Here is a 20,057-nt window from a genome sequence, read left to right as displayed (position 1 = left end):
GCTTATGCATGGGACTGCGACTGAGCCGCTGCCCGTTTAGCCGCTTCCAGCGTATTTTTTAACAGGACGGTGATCGTCATCGGTCCAACGCAGCCCGGAACAGGCGTAATGTAGCTTGCCGTATCAAGCACATCGTCAAAATCGACGTCGCCCGCCAATTTGCCGGTGTCTAGACGGTTAATGCCAACGTCAACAACGACCGCGCCCGGTTTGACGTGCTCTTTCTTGATCATTTTCGCTTTGCCTACAGCCGCTATCAAAATATCGGCTTGCCGCGTAATTTCAGCCATATTTTGAGTTCTGGAATGAACAACCGTCACCGTTGCATTCTCTCTCAGCAATAAAATGGCCATCGGCTTGCCGACGATATTGCTTCTTCCGATGACTACGGCATGCTTGCCGGCGATGTCCACACCAACATGCTTCAAAATATCGATGACACCCGCGGGAGTACATGGAGCAGGTCCTTCCTTGCCAATCATCAGATTGCCGACGTTAACCGGATGAAAGCAATCCGCGTCTTTTTCAACCGCGATCGCTTCAACAACCTTTTCCTCGGAAATATGCTTCGGAAGCGGCGATTGAACAAGAATTCCGTGAATGTTCCCGCTGCGGTTCAGCTTCTCGATGAGCGCGAGCACTTCCGCTTCCGGCGTCTGCTCCGGCAACTTGTGAACCTCGGAGTAAATCCCCGCTTCCTCACATGCCTTTGCTTTATTGCGTACATATACGTGGGATGCCGGATCGTCTCCGACGATAACGACCGCCAAGCCCGGCTGAACGCCTGCCTGAGTCAATTTTGCGACTTCTTCCTTGATCTGGGCCCGGTATGTACTGACGATTTCTTTTCCGTTAATAACTTGCGCTGGCATTGGATGTTCCCCTTTCCATTATGAGTGGTGCTACTTGCTTTTCGACTTGATTTGCTCGAGTTCCCTGATCATTTTACCGAGCACTCCGTTAACGAATTTGCCCGATTCCTCCGTACCGAAATGCTTGGCCAATTCAATAGCCTCGTTGACGACAACCTTCGGCGGAACATCGTCGCGGTAGATCATTTCGAACGTAGCGAGCCTTAAAATTTCGCGGTCCACCTTCGACAGCCTGTCCATTTGGTAGCCTTTCAGGTAATCCGTGAGCAGCGCGTCGATTTGTGCTTTGTTGGTCGCCGTTCCCGCTACGAGCTCCAAGATGTCTTGAGTCGCGATGCTGTCCTTCTCCTTGGTCAAGTTCGCTTCGTCATCGGTTTGAGCTTCTTCAACCACATGGGCAATCGCTTGCTGTGCGTTCACTTCGTTCATTTCCATTTGGTACAGGCTTTGGAGGGCTAGTTCCCTTGCCAATCTTCTTCTCATTCGTTTTGTTTCCTCCTAAGGGCTTTCCTGAAAGGAAGCCTGCATCGTAAGCATAGGCTGGGCTTTCCTGAAAGGAAAGCATACATCGTAAGCATAGGCTGGGCTTTCCTGAAAGGAAAGCATACATCGTAAGCATAGGCTGGGCTTTTCGTAGAAAAGCCTTCTTCGTAAGCTCGGATCATAAGCTTAAACTGAGCAAAAAATCCGGTTATCAAACAAAAAAATCCTTGGATAGAACCAGGGATTTCATCTAAACAATCTCCATTTGTCCATTAACCAACGAAACGTTTCTTCTACGGGAAACGCCGGTTGACCACGATCGACTCTTCTCCCTATATGATAACAAGTATATACGATTAGGACAAAAATTAACATATCCCACAAGCCGCAAATCAAATAGATCAATCCGAGCAGCAAACCGAGCACAGAATAGATGGTTTTGCCTCTGTGTTTTTCCCAAAGCTGTTCCCATAGTTGTTTCCACATCAGGGAGCTCACCTCTATTCCACTCTACTTTTAAAAGTGGGGGATGCTTGTTGAATATTCGCGATAAAAACGGATACTACCGCAACGGGAATACCGGTAATTTCTTCAATGTGGGTTTTGATGCCGGCCTGCATCTCCTCTGTTAGCTGGGGGATGGAGCTTTCGCCGTCGACGATGGCTCTAATAATGATCTCAAGTCCGGCAGGGCTGACTTTGACCCGAGCCTTCAAGTCTTTGACGCCTCGTGAACGTTTCGCTGCTTTCAAAGCGAGGTTCTCGACCGTTTCCATCGAAATGCGAATGTCGCCGAAATCCGTCCGTTGGTCAATGGAAGGAACGTTAGCCTTCCCTCTGCGAAGCGCGACAACCAAGAAGCGGATGCTGATCAGGGCCATTACGATCGTAACGGGGATGAACACAATTGCCGTATCCATGTCGTAGTAAACGTCGTGAATGAAGTTGCCTACGCTTTCCAAAGAAATCCAGCCAAATGAACATACAAGCATTATGATACAGCCAATCAGAACAGCCAGACTAAAAATGAAAAGTAGCAACTTGTCGATGACTTTAATCACAAACCCGGACTCCTTCCGATAGAGCAAACCCCCTTACTTCTTGAAGGGGGTTTGCCAAGTGCGTATTTACGTGTCTACTTGACGCGATTAGGCGTTACTTCCGGCTCTTCCACTTTGTCAGTTCCTTTGAAGATGACGTCGTGAATATGCACATTGACCTGTACTACGCTCAACCCGGTCATAGACTCAATAGCATGCTTAACATTTTGCTGAACGCCGGAAGCGACCTCCGGAATTCTCGTGCCGAATTCGATGACTATGGATACATCAATTGCGGCTTCTCGTTGGCCCACATCCACCTTAACTCCTTTGGACATGTTCTTGCGGCCTAACAGCTCAGCAATACCGCCTGCAAATCCACCGCTCATACCGGCTACGCCAGGCACCTCAATCGTCGCCATGCCGGCAATGATTTCAATAACCTCCGGCGCAATTTGAATTGTGCCTATGTCGGTCTTCTCATAATCGGCAGCAATCATAGTCATTACGGGAACCTCCTTGGAAGTTTTGCAATTGCAAAACATGCTTAGTTGGACACCGGCTCGTCCCAGCCATCCTAATTCGCTTGATGCGAGACGAGTAACAGTGCTTACTTAATGCATATGCATCATTTTTGCAAAACTTGTCTTATCGAATACTATACCATTATCGTAAAAAGATGACAAATTAAGGTTTCTCGCCCGCAACCTCGCGATATGGAAAACCGAATTTATCCACGTTTTACGATTCAGGATCGTTCACATCGTGCTCTTCCAAAAACTTGATATCGAAGTCGCCCGCGATAAATTTCTTATGCTCCATCAGCTTCAGATGGAACGGGATCGTAGAGTGTATGCCTTCGATGGTAAACTCCGACAGAGCGCGCTTCATCCGAAGAATCGCTTCGTCCCGGTCTTTCCCCCATACGATCAGCTTGGCGATCATTGAATCGTAATGCGGCGAAATCGTATATCCCGGATACGCAGCACTGTCGACACGGACGCCAAAACCGCCTGGCGGCAAATAAAACTGGATTTGACCAGCGGACGGCATGAAATTGCGCGTAGAATCCTCCGCATTGATCCGGCACTCGATAGCCCAGCCGTTGATCTGCACTTCGTCCTGGGTGAACGACAGCGGCTCCCCTTCGGCTACGTGAATCATTTCCTTGATGATGTCGATACCTGTAATCAACTCGGTTACCGGATGCTCGACCTGGATACGCGTATTCATCTCCATGAAGTAGAACTTTCCGTCAGGTCCGAGAAGAAACTCAAGCGTACCCGCTCCTGAATAATTGACTGCCAGCGCGGCGCGAACAGCGGCTTCGCCCATGGCCTGACGAATTTCCGGCGTCAGAATAGGGCAAGGCGCTTCTTCGACCAGCTTTTGGCGCCGGCGCTGTACGGAGCAATCTCTCTCTCCGAGATGAACGACATTGCCGTGCTTGTCCGCCAAAATCTGAATTTCAACATGCTTCATGCCGGTCAAATATTTCTCTAAATAAACGCCCGAATTGCCGAAAGCTTTTTGCGCTTCCTGCTGCGCGGTCGTAATTTGCTGAATGAGCATTTCTTCGTTCTCGGCGATGCGGATTCCTTTGCCTCCGCCTCCGGCGGTTGCTTTGATAATGACAGGATAGCCGATCTCACGACCAAGGCGGATCGCTTCCTCCATATCCTCCACCAGGCCGTCCGATCCCGGAATTACAGGAACGTTAGCTTCTTTCATCGTCTGCTTAGCCACGGACTTGTCACCCATGCGGCTGATCGCATCGGCCGACGGCCCGATGAACGTAATGTTGCAGCTTTCGCAAATATCGGCGAAATCGGCGTTCTCAGCCAAAAAGCCGTACCCCGGATGGATCGCATCCGTCTCGGTCAAGGTCGCTACGCTTAATATGTTCGTCAAATTAAGGTAGCTGTCTTTGGAAAGCGTCGGTCCGATACAATAGGCTTCGTCTGCCAATCGGACATGCAGTGCGTCACGGTCGGCCTCGGAATAGACGGCAACCGTAGAGATGCCCAGTTCCTGGCATGCTCGAATGATTCTTACGGCTATTTCGCCTCGGTTGGCGATCAATATTTTTTGAAACTTCAATTTATTTTCTCCTCCTGAGAGCTTTGCGTAGGCAAAGCTTTCTTCGAAAGCGTTACTTTGAGTTTTGCGGAACGCAAAACTGGCGTCGTAAGCATAGGCTGAGCTTTGCATAGGCAAAGCTTTCTTCGAAAGCGTTACTTTGAGTTTTGCTGTAAGCAAAACTGGCGTCGCAAGCATTGGCTTATGCTTTGCAAAGGGCAAAGCTTCATCTTTGTTACTCCGGTCTTACTCTGAACAACGGCTGGCCGTACTCAACAAGCTGGCCGTTCTCAACCAGAACCTCAACGATCTCTCCCTTGATTTCCGCTTCGATCTCGTTCATCAGCTTCATAGCCTCGATAATGCATACTACGGTTTTCTCCTTAACGGAGCTGCCTTTCGATACGAAAGAAGCCGCACCGGGAGACGGAGCTTCATAGAATGTACCTACCATAGGCGATACGATAGTATGTAGTCCGGCATCTGCTGCTTGAGCTGCTGCGGCAGGGGCAGGGGCAGCTGCCGATACTTGTGCAGTCGTCTGCTGTACGGCAGGCTGTCCAATTACAGGCGTAAAGGTTTGTTGAACCGGTGCTGCAGCTACAACCACCGACTCCGTTTTATTAGGTTTACGAATCAAAAGGCGCGAGCCTTCACTCTCGATTTCCAATTCTTGTAAAGAGGTTTGATCGATTAATTTGATCAATTCCTTTATTTCGCTAAGTTTAAACACAAGATTCACTCCTTCAACGATGGTGAAACACGACGTTGTTATTATATCATAATCTTTGTCCAAGAAAAGAGTTTCTTGGAACATCGTGCATGTACGCGGTTTCTCGACAATTTCCAGCCGTGTTCGGCCTGCATTTTTACTAGGAAAAACAACGGAAAAAGAGCCCGGATCAATCCAGGCTCTCTCACGGTAAGCGTCATGAAGTCCTCTATTATGGAATATATTGGACGATGATTTTGTCCGGTCCGATATTCATTTCTTCCATCACTTTCTCTACGATGGTTACAGCCTGGCTTTTTTCCAGCTTGTTGCTTTGAACGGTAACTCTCCATTTGCTTGCTTCCTGCGTTACAACCGCTTGGGGGAAGTCCTTCAGCAGGATGTCCTCCAGGTTAGTCACCTTGGCTTCGTTGTCCTGGATTTTCTTAAGCTCCGCCGCGGCATTGGCGGCCGCTTCCGGAGTTTGCTTCGTATCGGACAGGATCGTCATCCATTGTTCCGTTTGCTTAGCCATCTCTTCATTGCGTTTGAGGCCGAGATTGATGAAGTAGTCTGTACCGGATGTGGCTTGCGCCGATACTTGCTGAAGCACTTTGGCGTCCGCCGGGCTGATTTGGTCGTTAGCCTTGGAAGTGGCTTGATCCTTCGCTTGCGTATCTTGCTTGGCTTTGGCATCGGATGGCGTATCGGTCTTGACGCTGCTCTCTTTTTGCTCCGGCTTGGCTGCTGCAGGAGCCTGCTTGGCATCAGGGGCAGCTGTGCCCGTTTGAGCGCTGCCTTGTGCGTCTGCAGCAGGAGCTTGCTTGGCGGCGTTCAGATCGTTAGTGTTCACTACGATTTCCTTTGCAGTGGGCTCCGCAGTGCCTGTTGCATTGAAATCCAGCTTGTTCACATCTTCGGTAAACAAATAATAAGCGGACAAAACGACCATCAAGCTGAGCATGGAGACGAGCCAAATTGTTTGTCTTTTCGAGTTCATGTAAAATCCTCCTTAAATTGGGGTTGTTTATTATTTTTATTATTGCTTGCGTGGCAGGATGGAAATCCGGTTGGCCGGTACGCCCAACCCCCGTTCCACTGCTTCCGTGACCATCTTTTTGACGGTCAGGTTTTCCGCGCCGCGGGCGACAACAAGAACTCCCCTTATATTCGGCTTAATATATTTCGTCACGAGCGGCTGTTTGCCGTTGGATACCTCATAGAGGACGACCTCGCCGCTTCGCGTTACATCCGTTACATGGCGTGTGGCCCCATGCTGGTCTTTCTCGTTCGTCACCTGCTGCGTATCCTTGGAATTGCGTTCGACGACGACCTCCTCAGTCGACTCGATCGTCACCATCACTTCCACATCGCCTACGCCTACGATCTTGGACAAAATTTCCTTCAGCTGCGATTCGTAAGCACTCTCATAATCCCGGAATGCGGTGCGTTCCTTGCTTGACGCGCCGCCTGCAAAAGCCGATTGGGCCGGCGCCTCCGGAGATGCTCTGCCTTCACTAATGGGGTCAACATCCTTAACCGTAATAAAGGAGTTGAGTATCATAAACGCTGCTCCGGCAAGTCCCAACAGCACCAGCCAGCGAAACGTCTTCACCCGCTTCGTCCCGCTCGGACCACCGCCTAACCACGATTCCATCCATTTCATAAAACCACCCATTGGTTCACCTCCTTCTGGCTGACCCGATCAAGACTTCGTTTTGTCTCCGGCGACATCGACGGCGATTCGGTCCATCGGAATTTGCCATTCTTTGCTCAGGCTCATTCGGATTTGCGTTCTCTCCTGCTCGTAGCCTCCAGCCTGCCCACCGTTATCCGGCGTTTCTTGAGCAGCCGGTTTCGATTGCTGACCGATGCCGATCGTTACCGGCTCTATGTACACAGGCTTCATCGGCTCGCGTCCCGAATTGCTCTCTCCCTTGCTTTCTGTTGAGCCTGGAGCGACCTGCACATGGACCTGTACGATCTGCACTTGCCCCTTGCTGTCTTTTCCGGTCTCCACCTTGACGCTTTGCACCTTGACGGAGCCGGGTCCGGCTTGTTCGATGCCTTTCTTCATCAGGCCCTCGATCTGCTGCTGCATCATCCGCTGGGATTGCTGCTCTTGTGCTGTTTTAAGCTGCTCCGCCTGCTGCTGAATACTCCCGAGCGATTGCATCTGCTCCGCTTCTCCTTGCTTCGAGCTTGAAGCGAACAGCGCGCCGCTTTTGGTAAACATCGCATTGCTCAGCAATTGCTCGAGGGAGATCTGCTTTTGGAAAATCGACAGCAGCGGCGATAGCAGCGTTAACAGGATGAACAGGCTCAGCACCGTTTTGACGTACCGCTGCATCGTTTGGCTGGGCAGCAGGATGTCCACGAATGTGGCAAGCAAAATGACGAGTACGATGGATTTCAGCCAATTTCCTAACCATTCCAAGCGCTCCTCTCCTCTCCCGCAGCTAGCGCATCATGACGGATATGTTGCCTGCCGTTATTAATATGGTAATTGCCAGAAAAAACATCAGTCCTACTACGGCCAAAGCCGCAAATACGTAGATCAGGCTTTTGCCGATCGTTTCTAGGCAGGCGATCATCGGGTTGTCCCCGAGCGGCTGAAGTACCGCCGCACACAAGTTGTATATCAAGGCCAGAGCCATTATTTTCAAAGCCGGAAATGCGCAAAGGATCAAAATCACTACGACGCCGGCCAATCCAACCGCGTTCTTCACCAGCAGCGATGCCCCGATCACCGTTTCCGAAGCGTCGGAGAACATCCGCCCTACAACCGGAACGAAGTTGCCTGCGATATATTTGGCCGTCCGAATCGTGACCCCATCGGCTACCGCGGAGGTTGCGCCTCTTACGGAAATGACCCCGAGAAATACCGTTACGAATACGCCGAGACACCCGACGCTTATATTTCTTAGCAGATTCGCCAGCTGAGTCACCTTGTATTTATCCGTCAGCGAGCTTACGATGTGCAGCACCGCCGAGAAGAACAGCAGCGGGAAGACGATCAGATAAATGGCGGTTCCAACGGCATGAATCATAAACACGATCAACGGATGCATGACGGACACCGAGACGACGTTTCCCATCGACGCCAGCAGAGTTAGCAGCAGCGGAATAACCGCCACCATGAAGTGAATCATGTCCGTTATCGCTGCCTTTGCATAGCCTATGGCAACGCTGAAGCTGTTGATAGCCATTATCATGAGCACCATGAAGGTGATAGCGTAAGCGACTTTACTTACCGTATTTTTTTCAAATGAGCTTTGCAGCGTTTCCAGCAGCATGCTAAAAATGGTCAATATGACGATGGAGGCCAGTAATTTGCCGTTATACAGCAGCTCGTGGAACAAATAGCGGAGCACTCCGGAAAAAATCGTCCCTACACTGAACTGTTTGGCTCCCGTGAGCAAATCCATGAACGAAGGCGTTTTGCCGTCGGGAAAGTACCCTCCGTATTTCTTCATCAGCTGGTTCCAATATTGCTCCACCTGATCCGTATTCAACCGCTCCGCCTGCTCCTTGATGATCTGCTCGACCGGAGTAGTCGCCTCTGCGTGAACCAAGCCGGATATGTCGGCAGCTAAGACGATACCGATCCAGATCAGCAAGCACACGATCGTCTGGTAGAAGCGGCGGCGATGCCGCCATGTTAGAGTGTATGTCCCTTTTTGCCGCATCATCTGCTTCAACTCCTGGCACTATAACTTTAGGCGGGCAGCAGCTTTACTACCGTTTCGATTATGACGGATACGATCGGTATGGCCATGACCATAATTAAAATTTTGCCGGAAAGCTCAATCTTCGAAGCTATCGATTCCTGCCCCGCGTCTCGGACGATTTGCGCTCCGAATTCGGCGATGTAAGCGATGCCGATAATTTTCAGTATCGTTTTTAGAAAAATCATGTTGATGTTCGCATCATTCGCGAGCTCCTCCAGCATGTCAATGACGGAGGCGATCTTGCCGATCAGAAAGAGGAAGATCACGATCCCGGTAAAAGCGGTAAGCAGGAAGGCGAACATCGGCTTTTGCTCTTTGATGATCAGAACCAGTATGGTGGCGATTAAGCCCAGTCCCACGATTTGCACAATCTCCACATTGCTTCACCTGCACCTACTGGAATAAGAAAATCGTCTTGATTTCCTTGAAAAGATTGTCAAGAAGGCTGACTACCATGAACAAAACGACTACAAAACCGATGACCGTTACCCAATGAGCCATATCCTCTTTTCCCATTTGCTTGAGCACGGTATGAATCATCGCGATAATAATTCCGATTCCGGCAATCTGAAATATCGCGTTTACATCTACGTTCATTCCTGGCACCCCTCACCTCTGACCTGAAACATCCCTGCGACTTCATTCATCCCCTTGGCATGGCTTGTAGTTCAATTAGCTTGCTCAACCGTTCAGCATCGTGTCCCTTCAATACATCAGAATGACTATCAGCGCTCCCATCAACAAGCCCAAGCTTCTCCACATGCTCTCATACCGTTTGCGTTCCTCCTGAGCCCCTTCCAGCTCGCCTTGCAGCTGCTGTATCGCCAACCGGAGGTGCTTTACCTGATCCGTGCTGTCCGACAAGCCGAGCGTGAAGCCTAACTGTCGGATGATGTCCTGTTCCCCGGCTTTTAGCGAGGTATGCTTCCAATGCTCGTCGACCGCTTGATGCCAGATGCTCTGTACGGATCGGGCATCCGACTGATCTAGCGCCTCTGCCGAATAACGGAAGATGGCGTTTACCGGCTGGGCGCAAGCTTTGGCGACCTTCTCCAGCGCTTCCTTGAGCGGGGTGTAGCCGTAGACGATTTCCGTCTCCAGCCTTTGCATCGAGCGGATCAGATCCGCGATTTGCTTCGGTCTCCTGGAGTACTGCTGTGCCTGGTAGAAGCCGAACAAGGTGGCGGAGAGCAAGATCATCATCGCTCCGATCAGCTTCAACATCAGATCCTCCCCTTTCTCTCACGTCCGCCGCCGGCAGGCAAGGACCCGAGACTCGCGGTCCAATCCAGGGAAGCACCCGGATTACGGTTTAGAGGCGAATCGGCATGCGTTCCTGACGCCGTTGGTGAGGATGGCTTTCTGCTGCCGATTTGCTGTACGCCGTGCACAACCTGACCCTTCGCATCAAAAACCCCTTGAAGCGTCCCAACCCCCTCTTGGTTGCCCAGGACAACGACTCTGGAGAACACTTCCTCGTTCAGCAGCTGCTTCATGACGGGACGCCGGCGAACATCGTCGAGATCATAGCCGTGAGCGGTAGCCACAACCCGGATTCCCGCATGCAGCGCTTCATGAATCGCTTCTGCGTCCTCAGGCCTTCCTATCTCGTCCACAACCAGAACCTCCGGCGACATGGAGCGGATCATCATCATCATTCCTTCGGCTTTCGGACAGGCATCCAACACATCGGTACGGGGCCCCAGATCGAAGGTCGGCACCCCCTTCTCGCAAGCGGCTATCTCGGATCGTTCGTCGACGATGCCAACCTTGTAGCCCCGGTTTAACCATCGGTTCGTCCTGTCGGCAGATCCGGTGCTGATTAGCCGCGCCAAATCGCGAATGAGCGTGGTCTTGCCGAACTGAGGCGGCGATACGACGAGCGTGTGGTGCAATCCTCCCGACTGCTGATCGACCAAGTACGGAAGCACCCGGGCTCCCGTCCCTTTCCGCTCACTCGCAATCCGAATGTTGAAGCTGCTGATTTCTTTCAGATGCTTGATCTTTCCCTGCTCCAGTACCGCTCTGCCGGCAAGTCCGATCCGATGCCCGCCTTTGACCGTGATGTAACCGCGCCTTAGCTCTTCATCGAATGTGTACAGCGAATGCTGAGTGAGCATTTCCAATAGTGTCGAGCAATCGTCGCGGGTTGGGCGGTACGCATCGTCAGGATCGTCACAGATTCCGGAGGCTTGGGCTATAAAACTGTATCGCTGCCCCCATACAATCTCGAGCGGCCGCCCTTCGCGAACCCTGATTTCTTGTATTTGCGCAATGACCTCGTTTGGTAGAGTTGCTAGTCTTTGCCGCAAGGGGACAGAAAAAAGCCGGAGAAGTGATTGCATCGTGATTCATCCCCCCAAGCTGTCCATCTTTCATACTCATATGTATGCTTGGACTATTGGATTATGACCATTTACTTTTTCAAAATCCCTATAAAGATGCAGCTGACTCCTACTAGCACCCAGATCATTTTTCCAAATGATAGCTTGTCAGCCAAACCGACCAATCCGAGTGTCGTCGTTGTCAACAGAACGAGCGGACCTACCATTGCCAGTCCGGTGTTGACCATCAGCGCCTTGTCGATCTGGTTTAGCCTGAGCATAATGAGCGCCGCTATAATCTCCAGACAGCCGGAAAATATCCGTAAAGACGCCATGCTTAATACGATCTTGTTTAACATTCTCTTCCACCGCTCCTTGAATCCAGTTTTCTCGGGAGCTCTCCCCCGTCTCTCTATCAATCTATGCATGCTTGTCTCATTTTAGGCTTCATGGGCACACCCCTATTTCCATCTGCATATGATGTTTTCAGAAATTCAAACAAAATGTTGACAGCGAGGCGATAGGACATGGAGGTTACGTCACACGTCAAGTGGCATCCCCTGCTTAGCGATCCGACGGGAAAGCGTACGGATAAACCGAGAACTCTCGGCAAGACGATGGTCATTGATAAAGGCATGGGGATTCATGCGCTTGAGGATTTGCTGCAAACCGCCGGCGATTATGTGGATATGCTGAAATTCGGCTTTGGTACCTCTCCGCTCTATACAACACAGCTGCTTAGAAAAAAAATCGAAATGGCCAAGGAGCATAACATTTCGATCTATCCTGGAGGCACGTTCCTGGAGGTTGCCATCATGCAAGGAGCGGTCGACTCCTTCTTCGATATGGTAAGCTTTCTCGGATTTAACGCGCTGGAAATATCGGACGGCACCATCGAGATAGAACGGACCTTGCGCAGCGAGCTGATTCGCAGAGCGGTCGACGAAGGACTCACGGTAATAACGGAATACGGCAAAAAATGTTGGGGATCTTCCATCGAGGTCGAACAGCTTATTGAAACCGTCATAATCGACGCGGAGATGGGAGCGAGCCTCATTACCATTGAAGGGCGGGAATCAGGCAAGGGCGTCGGTATTTACGATGAGAACGGGGGCTGTAAAGACGCGGAAATAGCTCAAGTGCTGGACCAGGTACCAAGCAAACATCTGCTCTTGTGGGAAGCTCCTAACAAAGATCAGCAGGTTCATCTGATCAATACACTCGGCTCCGACATTCATCTGGGAAATATTGCGCCTGCGGATATGATTTCTTTGGAAGCTTTACGTCGCGGATTGCGCTCGGATACGCTGCATCTCGGGAAGGAAGCCGAAGATATCGGCAATTGGGAGATTTGAGGAAGCCTATGCTTTCGACGTCAGTTTTTGCTGACGCAAAAACTCTTAGGAGGACATAAAGTGTGGATATTACCGTAGTACCCAGCGTCAATGATGCGCGTTCGGATGAGCTTATCAATAAGACGGTTCTTGTCATCGACGTTCTTCGCGCGACAAGTACGATGCTGACGGCTTTGGCCCACGGGTGCCAGGCTGTATATCCTGTCGAAACCGTACTGCAGGCCAAGCAATTGCAGCAGCCCGGGTTCGTGTTGGGCGGAGAACGTTATTGCAAAAAAATTCCCGGCTTCGATCTCGGCAACTCTCCTTTCGAATATATGGATGACCATATTGCCGGTAAAACGCTTGTCATAACAACGACTAACGGCACCAGGGCCATCCAGAAAGCCAACAAAGCCAGCACGATTATTGCCGCCTCGCTGCTCAACGGTAAAGCGTGCGCCATGGAAGCCGCCGCTTCCAAGAAGGATATTGTCATTGTCTGCTCCGGCACACAGGATGAATATTCGTTGGAGGACGGATTATGCGCAGGCCTGTTAATAGAAGAGCTTCAACAGCTGCTTGATCCGACTGCCCAGGAGATCAACATCAATGACTTCGGCCTCAGCATGCTGCACGCGTTCCGATATGTTCAATCCGACATGACCAAGGCCCTGCTCAACTGCTCTAACGGCAAAAGATTAAGCAAGATCGGGTACCAAGACGACGTCGTTTACTGCTCTCGTATGAACCTGATCCCTATCGTGCCTGTCATCCGTGACGGCAAGCTGGTCTCTTCCGCCGTGACTCAGCTCTCCTAGCCCTAAGACAAGTAGTTCTAAATCTAGCTCCTTCTCATACAATTAGAGAGAAATCCATGAGACAAGGGGTCTTACGATGAACGGTGACATTTTGCTGGTAGTACTCATTATTATTGGACTGATTGGCCGCTCCCACATCATTACCACCGCAGCTTGTGTCCTGCTTATCGTGAAGCTGATCCACCTGGACCGGTTTTTGCCTACAATCGAACGCCGCGGACTTGAGCTCGGCCTCTTGTTCCTGACTATGGGGGTTCTGGTTCCGTTCGCCAGCGAACGAATTTCCTTTAAAGACGTTACCAGCATGTTCACGACTTGGCCCGGGATATTGGCGCTCCTAGGCGGTGCGATAGCTACGTATATGAACGGTAAAGGCCTTGAGCTATTAAAAATAGACCCACAATTAATTGTGGGCCTTGTTATCGGTTCGATCTTTGGCATTATCTTCTTGAAAGGGATTCCTGTCGGCCCGCTGATGGCCGCAGGAATTACCGCATTTTTATTCAAGCTGTTTACGCTGATTGCGGATAAAATCAAATAATCCCGGTTACCGGTTAGCGTCTATCGGCAGGACCGCCGACAAAGGCTTGCTGATCGGTGTCCAAGCCGTATGCCGTATGAAGAGCCTGGATCACTTCGTTCAGACGGCTGTTGTCGATCACGCAGGAGGTTTTAATTTCCGAAGTGCTGACCATGTTGATGCTAAGACCAAGGTTGGAGATCACTTCGAACATCTTGGCAGCGACGCCTGGAGTGCTTACCATGCCCGCTCCTACGATGGATACTTTAACCAGGTTTTCCTGGGAAGACACCTCGCGGAAGCCTACTTCGGAGCGGATCGATTGAATGACCTCAAGAGCTTTATCCTTATCCGTCAAAGCTACGGTGAAGGAGAAGTCTGCCGCTCCGTTCATCACGCCGCTTTGCACGATAATATCAACATCGATTTGCTCATTCGCCAGAGCGGTGAATACCTTCGCCAGCTGCCCCGGCTTTTCTTCCACTCCAAGAATACTGATTCTTGCCACATTCTTATCGCTTGCAATTCCGCGAACAACGATTCCTTGCTCCATCGCTGCTTCCTCCTTCACATTCGTACCTGCATTATGGTTAAAGCTGGATCTCACGACCAGCGGCACATTGTAATTTTTGGCATACTCAACGGCTCTCGGATGCAGTACGGCCGCACCCAGATTGGCAAGCTCCAGCATTTCGTCGTACGTAATTTCAGGAAGCTTGCGCGCGCATTTGACCACACGCGGGTCGGTCGAATAAATCCCGTCAACGTCCGTGAAAATTTCACATACGTCCGCCTGAATGGCAGCTGCCAAAGCAACGGCTGTCGTATCGGATCCGCCGCGGCCCAACGTGGTGATTTCCCCATCCGTCGTCATGCCTTGGAACCCGGCAACAATAACTACGTTCCCTTGATCCAGCGCCTTCAATACGCGCTCAGGCTGAATATCCGTAATTCTAGCTTTGCCGTGAACGGCTTCCGTGTACATTCCCGCTTGCCAGCCGGTGAACGATACCGCCGGTTGGCCGAGGCTTTGGACAGCCATAGAAAGCAGCGCTACCGAAACCTGCTCCCCGGTAGTCAGCAGCATATCCATTTCCCGTGCAGGAGGCGTCACCGTGCATATTTGCTTGGACAAGTCAATCAAGTCGTCCGTTGTATCACCCATCGCAGAAACGACAACAACGCATCGGTTGCCTTCCCGCTGTCTCTCTACTACACGATTGGCCACGCGTTTCATCCGCTCCGCGTCACCAACGGAACTGCCGCCGAATTTCATCACAATAAGAGACAAAGCTGTTCACTCCCTACCGAAACTTTTGCATAACAATGTATCATTATACCATAAGAGGACCCAACGTAGAAGTAGAAAATTGTCGGATTATACCGACAAAGGGATCCATCCCGCTTCTCCTGGCACAGGGTGACGGGATTGCCCCGACCCGTTCAAATATTGCAAATACGAGGCAATCGTGCCGTCGTGAGTCACTATGTACACCTTATGTTTTCCCAGCTGCCGAATCCAAGCCAGGAATTGTCCCGCGAACTTCTCGAACAGCAGGACTGGCACCGTATTGATCCCTTGGATCCATATATAATCCGGCACATCGGCCGGCGTTAAAAACTCGCTGTACAGCTCGGCAATCCGTCTCAGCTCCATTGTCTCGTCACAGCGCAGGGTTGTAAAATCGTACCTCAGCGGATTTTGACGGGGACCGATCGTTGGATGCACGAAACGGATGGCATTGGAGCCTTCGCACCAGATTTGCGCCGTCTGAAGAGTCCGGCGTGTCGGACTTACGATAACGGCATCGTTCTCCGAGAGCGGCAGCTCCTCTCGCAGCTTTCCCGCCTGCTTCATCCCTAATTCGGTCAAACCGGGATCCGCCACATGATAGCTGTGGGGGATTGACAACGTGTGCTCACCTTCACCATGTCGAACAAAAACGATTTCCATCCGCGTCACCTCGCGTCTTGTTGTTGTATCAGTGTATGCGGCTGCTGCCCGTCTTACATCTGATCATTCCAACGTAGAGCGCAAATCCCAAGAGTCCTCCGAGTACATTCAACAGAATATCGTCGATGTCGAAGCTGCCTACTTTAAATATGAATTGCATCGATTCCACTACCAGCAGCGCCGCGACAAACAGCTTCACAATAGCGGACAAGCGGGCATAAAATGGGAACAGCCACGGAATCAAAAAACCGAAAGGGACAAATGCGGCGACATTCCCGAACAAATTAATGATCCAAATATCGAAATTAAAGTAACGGAAATGATCGATATAGCTCCATATCGTCTTAAAGGGCACCAGGTTATACATGCGCTCGGTCCGCGACGATCGGGAAAACCCGAAAAACAGCAAATAAACCATAAAAACGCCGTACGATAGGAAAATAACCCAGGCTATTCTGGTCAGCAGCTTGGAACGAAGCAGGGATTTCAAAATCAGAATCAGCACCTTTTCTTACTATTAACCTGGTGGCGTCTAGGTTTAATCTTCATAGGCTTGACGGCAGCTGACGCGGCCGCTCACATTTTGATCTCACGGAAATGGGAAGTGTCTCCGTACAGCATCACCTTTACATCCCCGTCCTCAATGACGACCTTGCACAACGAGGCGGGAGGCAGCAAGGGAGGCGCCCATAGCTCGTTCAGCGGACGGCTCTGCAAACAACCCATGATCAGCTTTAATGTTATCGCATGAGTGACGATTAAGAGACACTGGCCCTGATGCTCCGAGAGCTTTCCGTTGAGCCACGGAACCACTCTATCATACAGCTCAAAAAAAGTCTCTCCCCCATTAGTAGGTTGGTAGAGATGAGGCGTGTTCCAGAACGAGTAATATTCGTCCGGGACCCGGTCTTGGATACGGCTTCCCGTCATTCCTTCCCAGTCGCCCATATGAATTTCCCTTAGCTGATCGCAGATTAGGACCGGTGCGGTCTTTTTGCCGCGGATGATTTCCGCCGTTCTTCTGGCTCTTTCGCTCGAACTTGAGTAAATGCAGTGAAAAGAAACCGGATACAGCATCTCGCCCAGCCAGGCAGCCTGCAGCACGCCGCGGGGCGTCAGCGAGGAATCTTTATGGCCCTGCAGCCGCTTCTCCACATTCCATTCCGTTTCTCCGTGCCGGGTTAAGTATAGGGTCGTTATCATCCTTGTGACATTTACCTTTCTTAACTTTATTTCCCAAATATATCACTGACATTTCCGGTTTGTAAACGGACATTTTCATGTCTATTACAGCTTCTTTTCAACAAAAAAACACCCCCCGGCCGAGAGATGAATCCCGGAGGAGGTGTGTCTGTTATACCTGTGGATAACGACTACGCGCGGGAGATGTACTTACCGTCGCGGCAGTCGATCAGAAGAACGTCGCCTTCGTTGATAAACAGAGGAACTTGAACGTTCAAGCCTGTTTCCAATTTGGCGCTTTTCGTTGCTCCTGTAGCCGTGTTGCCCTTAATGCCAGGCTCGGTTTCAACGACCTTCAGCTCAATGCTGTTAGGCAGGTTGATACCCAAAATTTCGCCTTGGTAGCTCATGATGTGGATCATCATGTTTTCTTTCAGGAAGTTCAATTCCCATTCCAGCTGTTTAGCCGGCAGGCTGAACTGGTCATACGTTTCTGTATCCATGAACGTGTGCTCTGTGCCGCTAGCGTACAAGTATTGCATTTCGCGGTTCTCGATATGAGCGCGGCCAACGTTCTCGCCGGCACGGAATGTGCGCTCTACGGTGTTGCCGTTGCGCAGGTTTTTCAGCTTGGAGCGCACGAATGCAGCGCCTTTGCCCGGTTTTACGTGTTGAAAGTCAATTACGGTGAACAAATCGCCTTCAACTTCGATCGTCAAGCCTGTTTTAAAATCGTTTACTGATACCACTGAGATAAACCTCCCTAAAAATGTGAGCAGACCGCCGGCCGGATTAATCCTCCATGACCGTGCGTCCGCCAGGTTGTAATGTTAATCAAGCACAATCAAGTCTTTGCTTGAATGCGTCAATATTTTAATTCCGGTTTCTGTAATGACGATATCGTCTTCGATGCGAACCCCGCCGAAGCCCGGCAAATAAATGCCCGGTTCCACCGTCACAGTCATGCCGGGTGTTAAAACCGTGTCTCCCGTCCTGGATAGCCGCGGCGCTTCATGGATTTCCATTCCAAGACCATGGCCGGTACCGTGACCGAAATGGTCTCCATACCCATAACGCGCAATGACGCTTCGGGCGATGCCGTCCGCTTCTTTGCCTGTCATGTCGGGACGGATCTTGTCCAATGCTTCCAGCTGCGCTTCCAGAACGATGTTGTAAATCTCTTTGTGTTTATCCGCCGGTTTGCCCAATACAACCGTACGGGTAATATCGGAGCAGTATCTTTTATAATAAGCGCCGTAATCCAGTTTGACAAATTCGTCGGTTTGGAGAATTCTATCGCTGGCTTTACCGTGAGGCAGTGCGGAACGCTCGCCGGAGGCGACGATCGTTTCGAATGAGGTCGAAGCCGCGCCGTTCTTGCGGACGAACATCTCGATTTCAAGCGCAATGTCCGATTCCTTGGCTCCGGGCTTCAGAAAGTTCAAAATATGAGTAAACGTGCGGTCAGCCAAGTCACAGGCTTCCTGCATGACGGCAATTTCGGACTCATCCTTGATCATCCGAAGCTGCTCGACCAATCCTTCGGTAGCCGTCATTTCGATGCCGGTCAACGATTTGGCTGCAGCTTGATACGCACCGTAGGTCATATCGCTTTGCTCGAATCCAAGCTTGGTAATGCCGTTCTTCACAAGCAAATCCTTAACGGTTTCCATTGGATTAGGAGCGTGCTCCACAACCTCATAGCCGATCGCTTGCGCAGGCGCTTGCGTCATATAGCGGAAGTCGGTCAAAAGATACGCCTTGCCTTCCGTAACGAGAACGACGCCGGAAGATCCTGTAAAGCCCGTCATATACAGTCGGTTCGTCGCATTGGTAATCAACAATGCCTTCAGTTGCTGCCCTTGCATAACTGTGCGAAGACGTTCCAATCTCGCTTGCTGCATGGTCATCCCTCCAAACTATTGAGATGGCTTACTATGGCACGCAAACCCAGCTCGTAGCCTTCCGCGCCGAGTCCTGCGATTTGCCCGAGAGCGACAGGGGCGATTACCGACACGTGACGAAACGCTTCCCTTTTATGAATGTTTGATATATGCACTTCAATAGTCGGAATCTGAACGGTGCTGATAGCATCGCGAATGGCGTAGCTGTAATGGGTGAAAGCACCCGGATTCATGATAATGCCGTCAACCGCCGAGTAGGCTTCATGAATCTTGTCGATCAGCGCTCCCTCATGATTGGACTGGAAGCATTCCAAATCCACGGACAGCTCGTCAGCCAGCTTACGCAAACGCTGTTCAATAGCCTGCAGCGATAAAGTGCCGTATACGCCGGGCTCACGCACACCCAGCATGTTCAAATTCGGACCGTTTAAAACCAATATTTTTTTCAAACCGGTCCCTCCATCGGTGTTTCTTTGCATAGGCTAAATTCACACCCGACTATTTTACCATAACTTTCTTCCGTTTGAGAACTGTTTTTTGCATCAATTCGCCCAATCCGCCTATTCCGGCTGAGGCCTCCTCCTTGCATTGGGGAATGGCTCCCGCTTGCTCTCGTCGTTAAATTCCATCGAGATGCTGTAGCCGATAAACAATCCCCACACCAGAAACAGGCAGCAATCGGTAATGATCGTGTTCCAATCAAGATACGCGATCCAGTTCATCATTCCCGTAATCGGTCCGACCAGCAGGAATATGAGCGCCCACCAGGCGGCTCCATAAGCAATCCCGGGCCATGGGCCGATGGCCTTAGGCAGCATCGCGACATACAGCAGCGCAGCCAGAATCGAGAAGAGAATAAAGAAAATCCAGCCTACGATATAGCCTTGAGCGCTGAGCAAGAACGACTTGAGAAAGAAGGGCTCCACCAAAAATCCGGGCGGCAGGGACGTAAAATGCAAATAATGCTCCAGCATTTTCACAGCTCCCCATATGACCCCGGCATAAAAGCCGATATATAAGGAAAAATTCCATCGATTCGTGCGGGGCTTTTTGTTATGTTCGGCTTGCATTGCGGACTCCTCCTCATTCGTTATATTACGG

Annotated in this window: 27 protein-coding genes; 3 read left to right on the top strand and 24 right to left on the bottom strand. The window is 50.8% G+C overall.

What is annotated here, in order from left to right:
• Window positions 1-2 precede the first annotated feature (2 nt).
• The 16 genes from folD to DVH26_RS13880 form a co-directional block, all read right to left on the bottom strand.
• The gene (folD, locus tag DVH26_RS13955) at window positions 3-872 is read right to left on the bottom strand and encodes a bifunctional methylenetetrahydrofolate dehydrogenase/methenyltetrahydrofolate cyclohydrolase FolD (RefSeq protein ID WP_239634287.1); all 870 of its coding nucleotides are present in this window, start codon (window positions 870-872) and stop codon (window positions 3-5) included.
• Between the two features lie 30 nt (window positions 873-902).
• Window positions 903-1,355, bottom strand: a complete 453-nt coding sequence (gene nusB / locus DVH26_RS13950) for a transcription antitermination factor NusB (RefSeq protein ID WP_239634286.1) — start codon at window positions 1,353-1,355, stop codon at window positions 903-905.
• 246 nt (window positions 1,356-1,601) lie between these two features.
• Window positions 1,602-1,841 carry a DUF2273 domain-containing protein gene (locus DVH26_RS13945; RefSeq protein WP_239634285.1) on the bottom strand — a complete coding sequence of 80 codons (240 nt, stop codon included), beginning with the start codon at window positions 1,839-1,841 and terminating at the stop codon, window positions 1,602-1,604.
• Between the two features lie 14 nt (window positions 1,842-1,855).
• Complete coding sequence (amaP, locus tag DVH26_RS13940; RefSeq protein WP_239634284.1) at window positions 1,856-2,416, bottom strand: alkaline shock response membrane anchor protein AmaP; 561 nt, start codon at window positions 2,414-2,416, stop codon at window positions 1,856-1,858.
• Window positions 2,417-2,490: 74 nt separating this feature from the next.
• Entirely contained in the window at window positions 2,491-2,901 is a 411-nt protein-coding gene (locus DVH26_RS13935) for an Asp23/Gls24 family envelope stress response protein (protein ID WP_239634283.1), read from the bottom strand.
• Window positions 2,902-3,136: 235 nt separating this feature from the next.
• Entirely contained in the window at window positions 3,137-4,495 is a 1,359-nt protein-coding gene (accC, locus tag DVH26_RS13930; RefSeq protein ID WP_239634282.1) for an acetyl-CoA carboxylase biotin carboxylase subunit, read from the bottom strand.
• Between the two features lie 214 nt (window positions 4,496-4,709).
• Window positions 4,710-5,207, bottom strand: a complete 498-nt coding sequence (gene accB / locus DVH26_RS13925; protein WP_239634281.1) for an acetyl-CoA carboxylase biotin carboxyl carrier protein — start codon at window positions 5,205-5,207, stop codon at window positions 4,710-4,712.
• A gap of 211 nt (window positions 5,208-5,418) precedes the next feature.
• Window positions 5,419-6,186: a SpoIIIAH-like family protein gene (locus DVH26_RS13920; RefSeq protein WP_239634280.1), complete on the bottom strand. Its 768-nt coding sequence runs from the start codon at window positions 6,184-6,186 to the stop codon at window positions 5,419-5,421.
• A gap of 39 nt (window positions 6,187-6,225) precedes the next feature.
• A complete protein-coding gene (gene spoIIIAG, locus DVH26_RS13915; protein ID WP_239634279.1) occupies window positions 6,226-6,864 on the bottom strand; it encodes a stage III sporulation protein AG in 639 nt (212 codons plus the stop codon).
• A 27-nt stretch (window positions 6,865-6,891) separates the two neighbouring features.
• Window positions 6,892-7,623 (bottom strand): stage III sporulation protein AF, encoded by a 732-nt coding sequence (gene spoIIIAF / locus DVH26_RS13910; RefSeq protein ID WP_239634278.1) that lies wholly within the window; start codon window positions 7,621-7,623, stop codon window positions 6,892-6,894.
• Window positions 7,624-7,645: 22 nt separating this feature from the next.
• Window positions 7,646-8,878 carry a stage III sporulation protein AE gene (gene spoIIIAE / locus DVH26_RS13905; RefSeq protein ID WP_481857591.1) on the bottom strand — a complete coding sequence of 411 codons (1,233 nt, stop codon included), beginning with the start codon at window positions 8,876-8,878 and terminating at the stop codon, window positions 7,646-7,648.
• 26 nt (window positions 8,879-8,904) lie between these two features.
• Entirely contained in the window at window positions 8,905-9,294 is a 390-nt protein-coding gene (gene spoIIIAD / locus DVH26_RS13900) for a stage III sporulation protein AD (RefSeq protein WP_239634277.1), read from the bottom strand.
• 16 nt (window positions 9,295-9,310) lie between these two features.
• Complete coding sequence (gene spoIIIAC / locus DVH26_RS13895; protein ID WP_127605509.1) at window positions 9,311-9,514, bottom strand: stage III sporulation protein AC; 204 nt, start codon at window positions 9,512-9,514, stop codon at window positions 9,311-9,313.
• Between the two features lie 108 nt (window positions 9,515-9,622).
• Window positions 9,623-10,141 (bottom strand): stage III sporulation protein SpoIIIAB, encoded by a 519-nt coding sequence (spoIIIAB, locus tag DVH26_RS13890; RefSeq protein ID WP_239634276.1) that lies wholly within the window; start codon window positions 10,139-10,141, stop codon window positions 9,623-9,625.
• Entirely contained in the window at window positions 10,141-11,262 is a 1,122-nt protein-coding gene (gene spoIIIAA / locus DVH26_RS13885; RefSeq protein ID WP_239634275.1) for a stage III sporulation protein AA, read from the bottom strand. Before spoIIIAA ends, spoIIIAB begins: the two co-directional genes overlap by 1 nt.
• 71 nt (window positions 11,263-11,333) lie before the next feature.
• Window positions 11,334-11,600: a YqhV family protein gene (locus DVH26_RS13880; RefSeq protein WP_239634274.1), complete on the bottom strand. Its 267-nt coding sequence runs from the start codon at window positions 11,598-11,600 to the stop codon at window positions 11,334-11,336.
• A 168-nt stretch (window positions 11,601-11,768) separates the two neighbouring features.
• Here DVH26_RS13880 and comA point away from each other — a divergent pair, with 168 nt between their 5' ends.
• The 3 genes from comA to DVH26_RS13865 all read left to right on the top strand — a co-directional run bounded on the left by comA (window position 11,769) and on the right by DVH26_RS13865 (window position 13,937).
• Window positions 11,769-12,596 (top strand): phosphosulfolactate synthase, encoded by an 828-nt coding sequence (comA, locus tag DVH26_RS13875; protein ID WP_239634273.1) that lies wholly within the window; start codon window positions 11,769-11,771, stop codon window positions 12,594-12,596.
• Between the two features lie 62 nt (window positions 12,597-12,658).
• Window positions 12,659-13,396: a 2-phosphosulfolactate phosphatase gene (locus DVH26_RS13870; protein ID WP_239634272.1), complete on the top strand. Its 738-nt coding sequence runs from the start codon at window positions 12,659-12,661 to the stop codon at window positions 13,394-13,396.
• Between the two features lie 76 nt (window positions 13,397-13,472).
• Entirely contained in the window at window positions 13,473-13,937 is a 465-nt protein-coding gene (locus tag DVH26_RS13865) for a DUF441 domain-containing protein (protein ID WP_239634271.1), read from the top strand.
• 13 nt (window positions 13,938-13,950) lie between these two features.
• On the opposite strand, the gene DVH26_RS13860 is transcribed toward DVH26_RS13865, so the two are convergent.
• From DVH26_RS13860 to DVH26_RS13825, 8 genes are all read right to left on the bottom strand, one after another.
• Window positions 13,951-15,207: an aspartate kinase gene (locus DVH26_RS13860; protein ID WP_239634270.1), complete on the bottom strand. Its 1,257-nt coding sequence runs from the start codon at window positions 15,205-15,207 to the stop codon at window positions 13,951-13,953.
• A gap of 87 nt (window positions 15,208-15,294) precedes the next feature.
• Entirely contained in the window at window positions 15,295-15,870 is a 576-nt protein-coding gene (locus DVH26_RS13855) for a histidine phosphatase family protein (RefSeq protein ID WP_239634269.1), read from the bottom strand.
• Window positions 15,871-15,898: 28 nt separating this feature from the next.
• The gene (locus DVH26_RS13850) at window positions 15,899-16,360 is read right to left on the bottom strand and encodes a VanZ family protein (protein ID WP_239634268.1); all 462 of its coding nucleotides are present in this window, start codon (window positions 16,358-16,360) and stop codon (window positions 15,899-15,901) included.
• Window positions 16,361-16,446: 86 nt separating this feature from the next.
• Window positions 16,447-17,073, bottom strand: a complete 627-nt coding sequence (locus DVH26_RS13845) for a histidine phosphatase family protein (protein ID WP_239634267.1) — start codon at window positions 17,071-17,073, stop codon at window positions 16,447-16,449.
• A gap of 170 nt (window positions 17,074-17,243) precedes the next feature.
• A complete protein-coding gene (efp, locus tag DVH26_RS13840) occupies window positions 17,244-17,801 on the bottom strand; it encodes an elongation factor P (RefSeq protein WP_239634266.1) in 558 nt (185 codons plus the stop codon).
• Between the two features lie 81 nt (window positions 17,802-17,882).
• Window positions 17,883-18,956, bottom strand: coding sequence for a M24 family metallopeptidase (locus DVH26_RS13835; RefSeq protein ID WP_239634265.1), 1,074 nt, complete (start codon window positions 18,954-18,956; stop codon window positions 17,883-17,885).
• A gap of 2 nt (window positions 18,957-18,958) precedes the next feature.
• Entirely contained in the window at window positions 18,959-19,405 is a 447-nt protein-coding gene (gene aroQ, locus DVH26_RS13830; RefSeq protein WP_239634264.1) for a type II 3-dehydroquinate dehydratase, read from the bottom strand.
• A 111-nt stretch (window positions 19,406-19,516) separates the two neighbouring features.
• Complete coding sequence (locus DVH26_RS13825; protein WP_239634263.1) at window positions 19,517-20,026, bottom strand: YqhR family membrane protein; 510 nt, start codon at window positions 20,024-20,026, stop codon at window positions 19,517-19,519.
• Window positions 20,027-20,057 lie beyond the last annotated feature (31 nt).

The sequence above is a fragment of the Paenibacillus sp. H1-7 genome, from assembly GCF_022354825.1.
Taxonomy (GTDB): Bacteria; Bacillota; Bacilli; order Paenibacillales; family NBRC-103111; genus Paenibacillus_S.
This window is presented reverse-complemented; position numbering and strand designations above follow the sequence as displayed.

Bases quoted from the DNA above. Each gene is read 5' to 3' on its own strand.
- DVH26_RS13845 (WP_239634267.1), bottom strand. From the start codon at position 17,073: ATGATAACGACCCTATACTTAACCCGGCACGGAGAAACGGAATGGAAT.
- DVH26_RS13945 (WP_239634285.1), bottom strand. From the start codon at position 1,841: ATGTGGAAACAACTATGGGAACAGCTTTGGGAAAAACACAGAGGCAAA.
- DVH26_RS13935 (WP_239634283.1), bottom strand. From the start codon at position 2,901: ATGACTATGATTGCTGCCGATTATGAGAAGACCGACATAGGCACAATT.
- DVH26_RS13880 (WP_239634274.1), bottom strand. From the start codon at position 11,600: ATGTTAAACAAGATCGTATTAAGCATGGCGTCTTTACGGATATTTTCC.
- spoIIIAB (WP_239634276.1), bottom strand. From the start codon at position 10,141: ATGTTGAAGCTGATCGGAGCGATGATGATCTTGCTCTCCGCCACCTTG.
- DVH26_RS13855 (WP_239634269.1), bottom strand. From the start codon at position 15,870: ATGGAAATCGTTTTTGTTCGACATGGTGAAGGTGAGCACACGTTGTCA.
- spoIIIAE (WP_481857591.1), bottom strand. From the start codon at position 8,878: ATGATGCGGCAAAAAGGGACATACACTCTAACATGGCGGCATCGCCGC.
- spoIIIAA (WP_239634275.1), bottom strand. From the start codon at position 11,262: ATGCAATCACTTCTCCGGCTTTTTTCTGTCCCCTTGCGGCAAAGACTA.
- spoIIIAG (WP_239634279.1), bottom strand. From the start codon at position 6,864: ATGGGTGGTTTTATGAAATGGATGGAATCGTGGTTAGGCGGTGGTCCG.
- DVH26_RS13920 (WP_239634280.1), bottom strand. From the start codon at position 6,186: ATGAACTCGAAAAGACAAACAATTTGGCTCGTCTCCATGCTCAGCTTG.
- spoIIIAC (WP_127605509.1), bottom strand. From the start codon at position 9,514: ATGAACGTAGATGTAAACGCGATATTTCAGATTGCCGGAATCGGAATT.
- DVH26_RS13835 (WP_239634265.1), bottom strand. From the start codon at position 18,956: ATGCAGCAAGCGAGATTGGAACGTCTTCGCACAGTTATGCAAGGGCAG.
- folD (WP_239634287.1), bottom strand. From the start codon at position 872: ATGCCAGCGCAAGTTATTAACGGAAAAGAAATCGTCAGTACATACCGG.
- nusB (WP_239634286.1), bottom strand. From the start codon at position 1,355: ATGAGAAGAAGATTGGCAAGGGAACTAGCCCTCCAAAGCCTGTACCAA.
- DVH26_RS13865 (WP_239634271.1), top strand. From the start codon at position 13,473: ATGAACGGTGACATTTTGCTGGTAGTACTCATTATTATTGGACTGATT.
- comA (WP_239634273.1), top strand. From the start codon at position 11,769: ATGGAGGTTACGTCACACGTCAAGTGGCATCCCCTGCTTAGCGATCCG.
- DVH26_RS13825 (WP_239634263.1), bottom strand. From the start codon at position 20,026: ATGCAAGCCGAACATAACAAAAAGCCCCGCACGAATCGATGGAATTTT.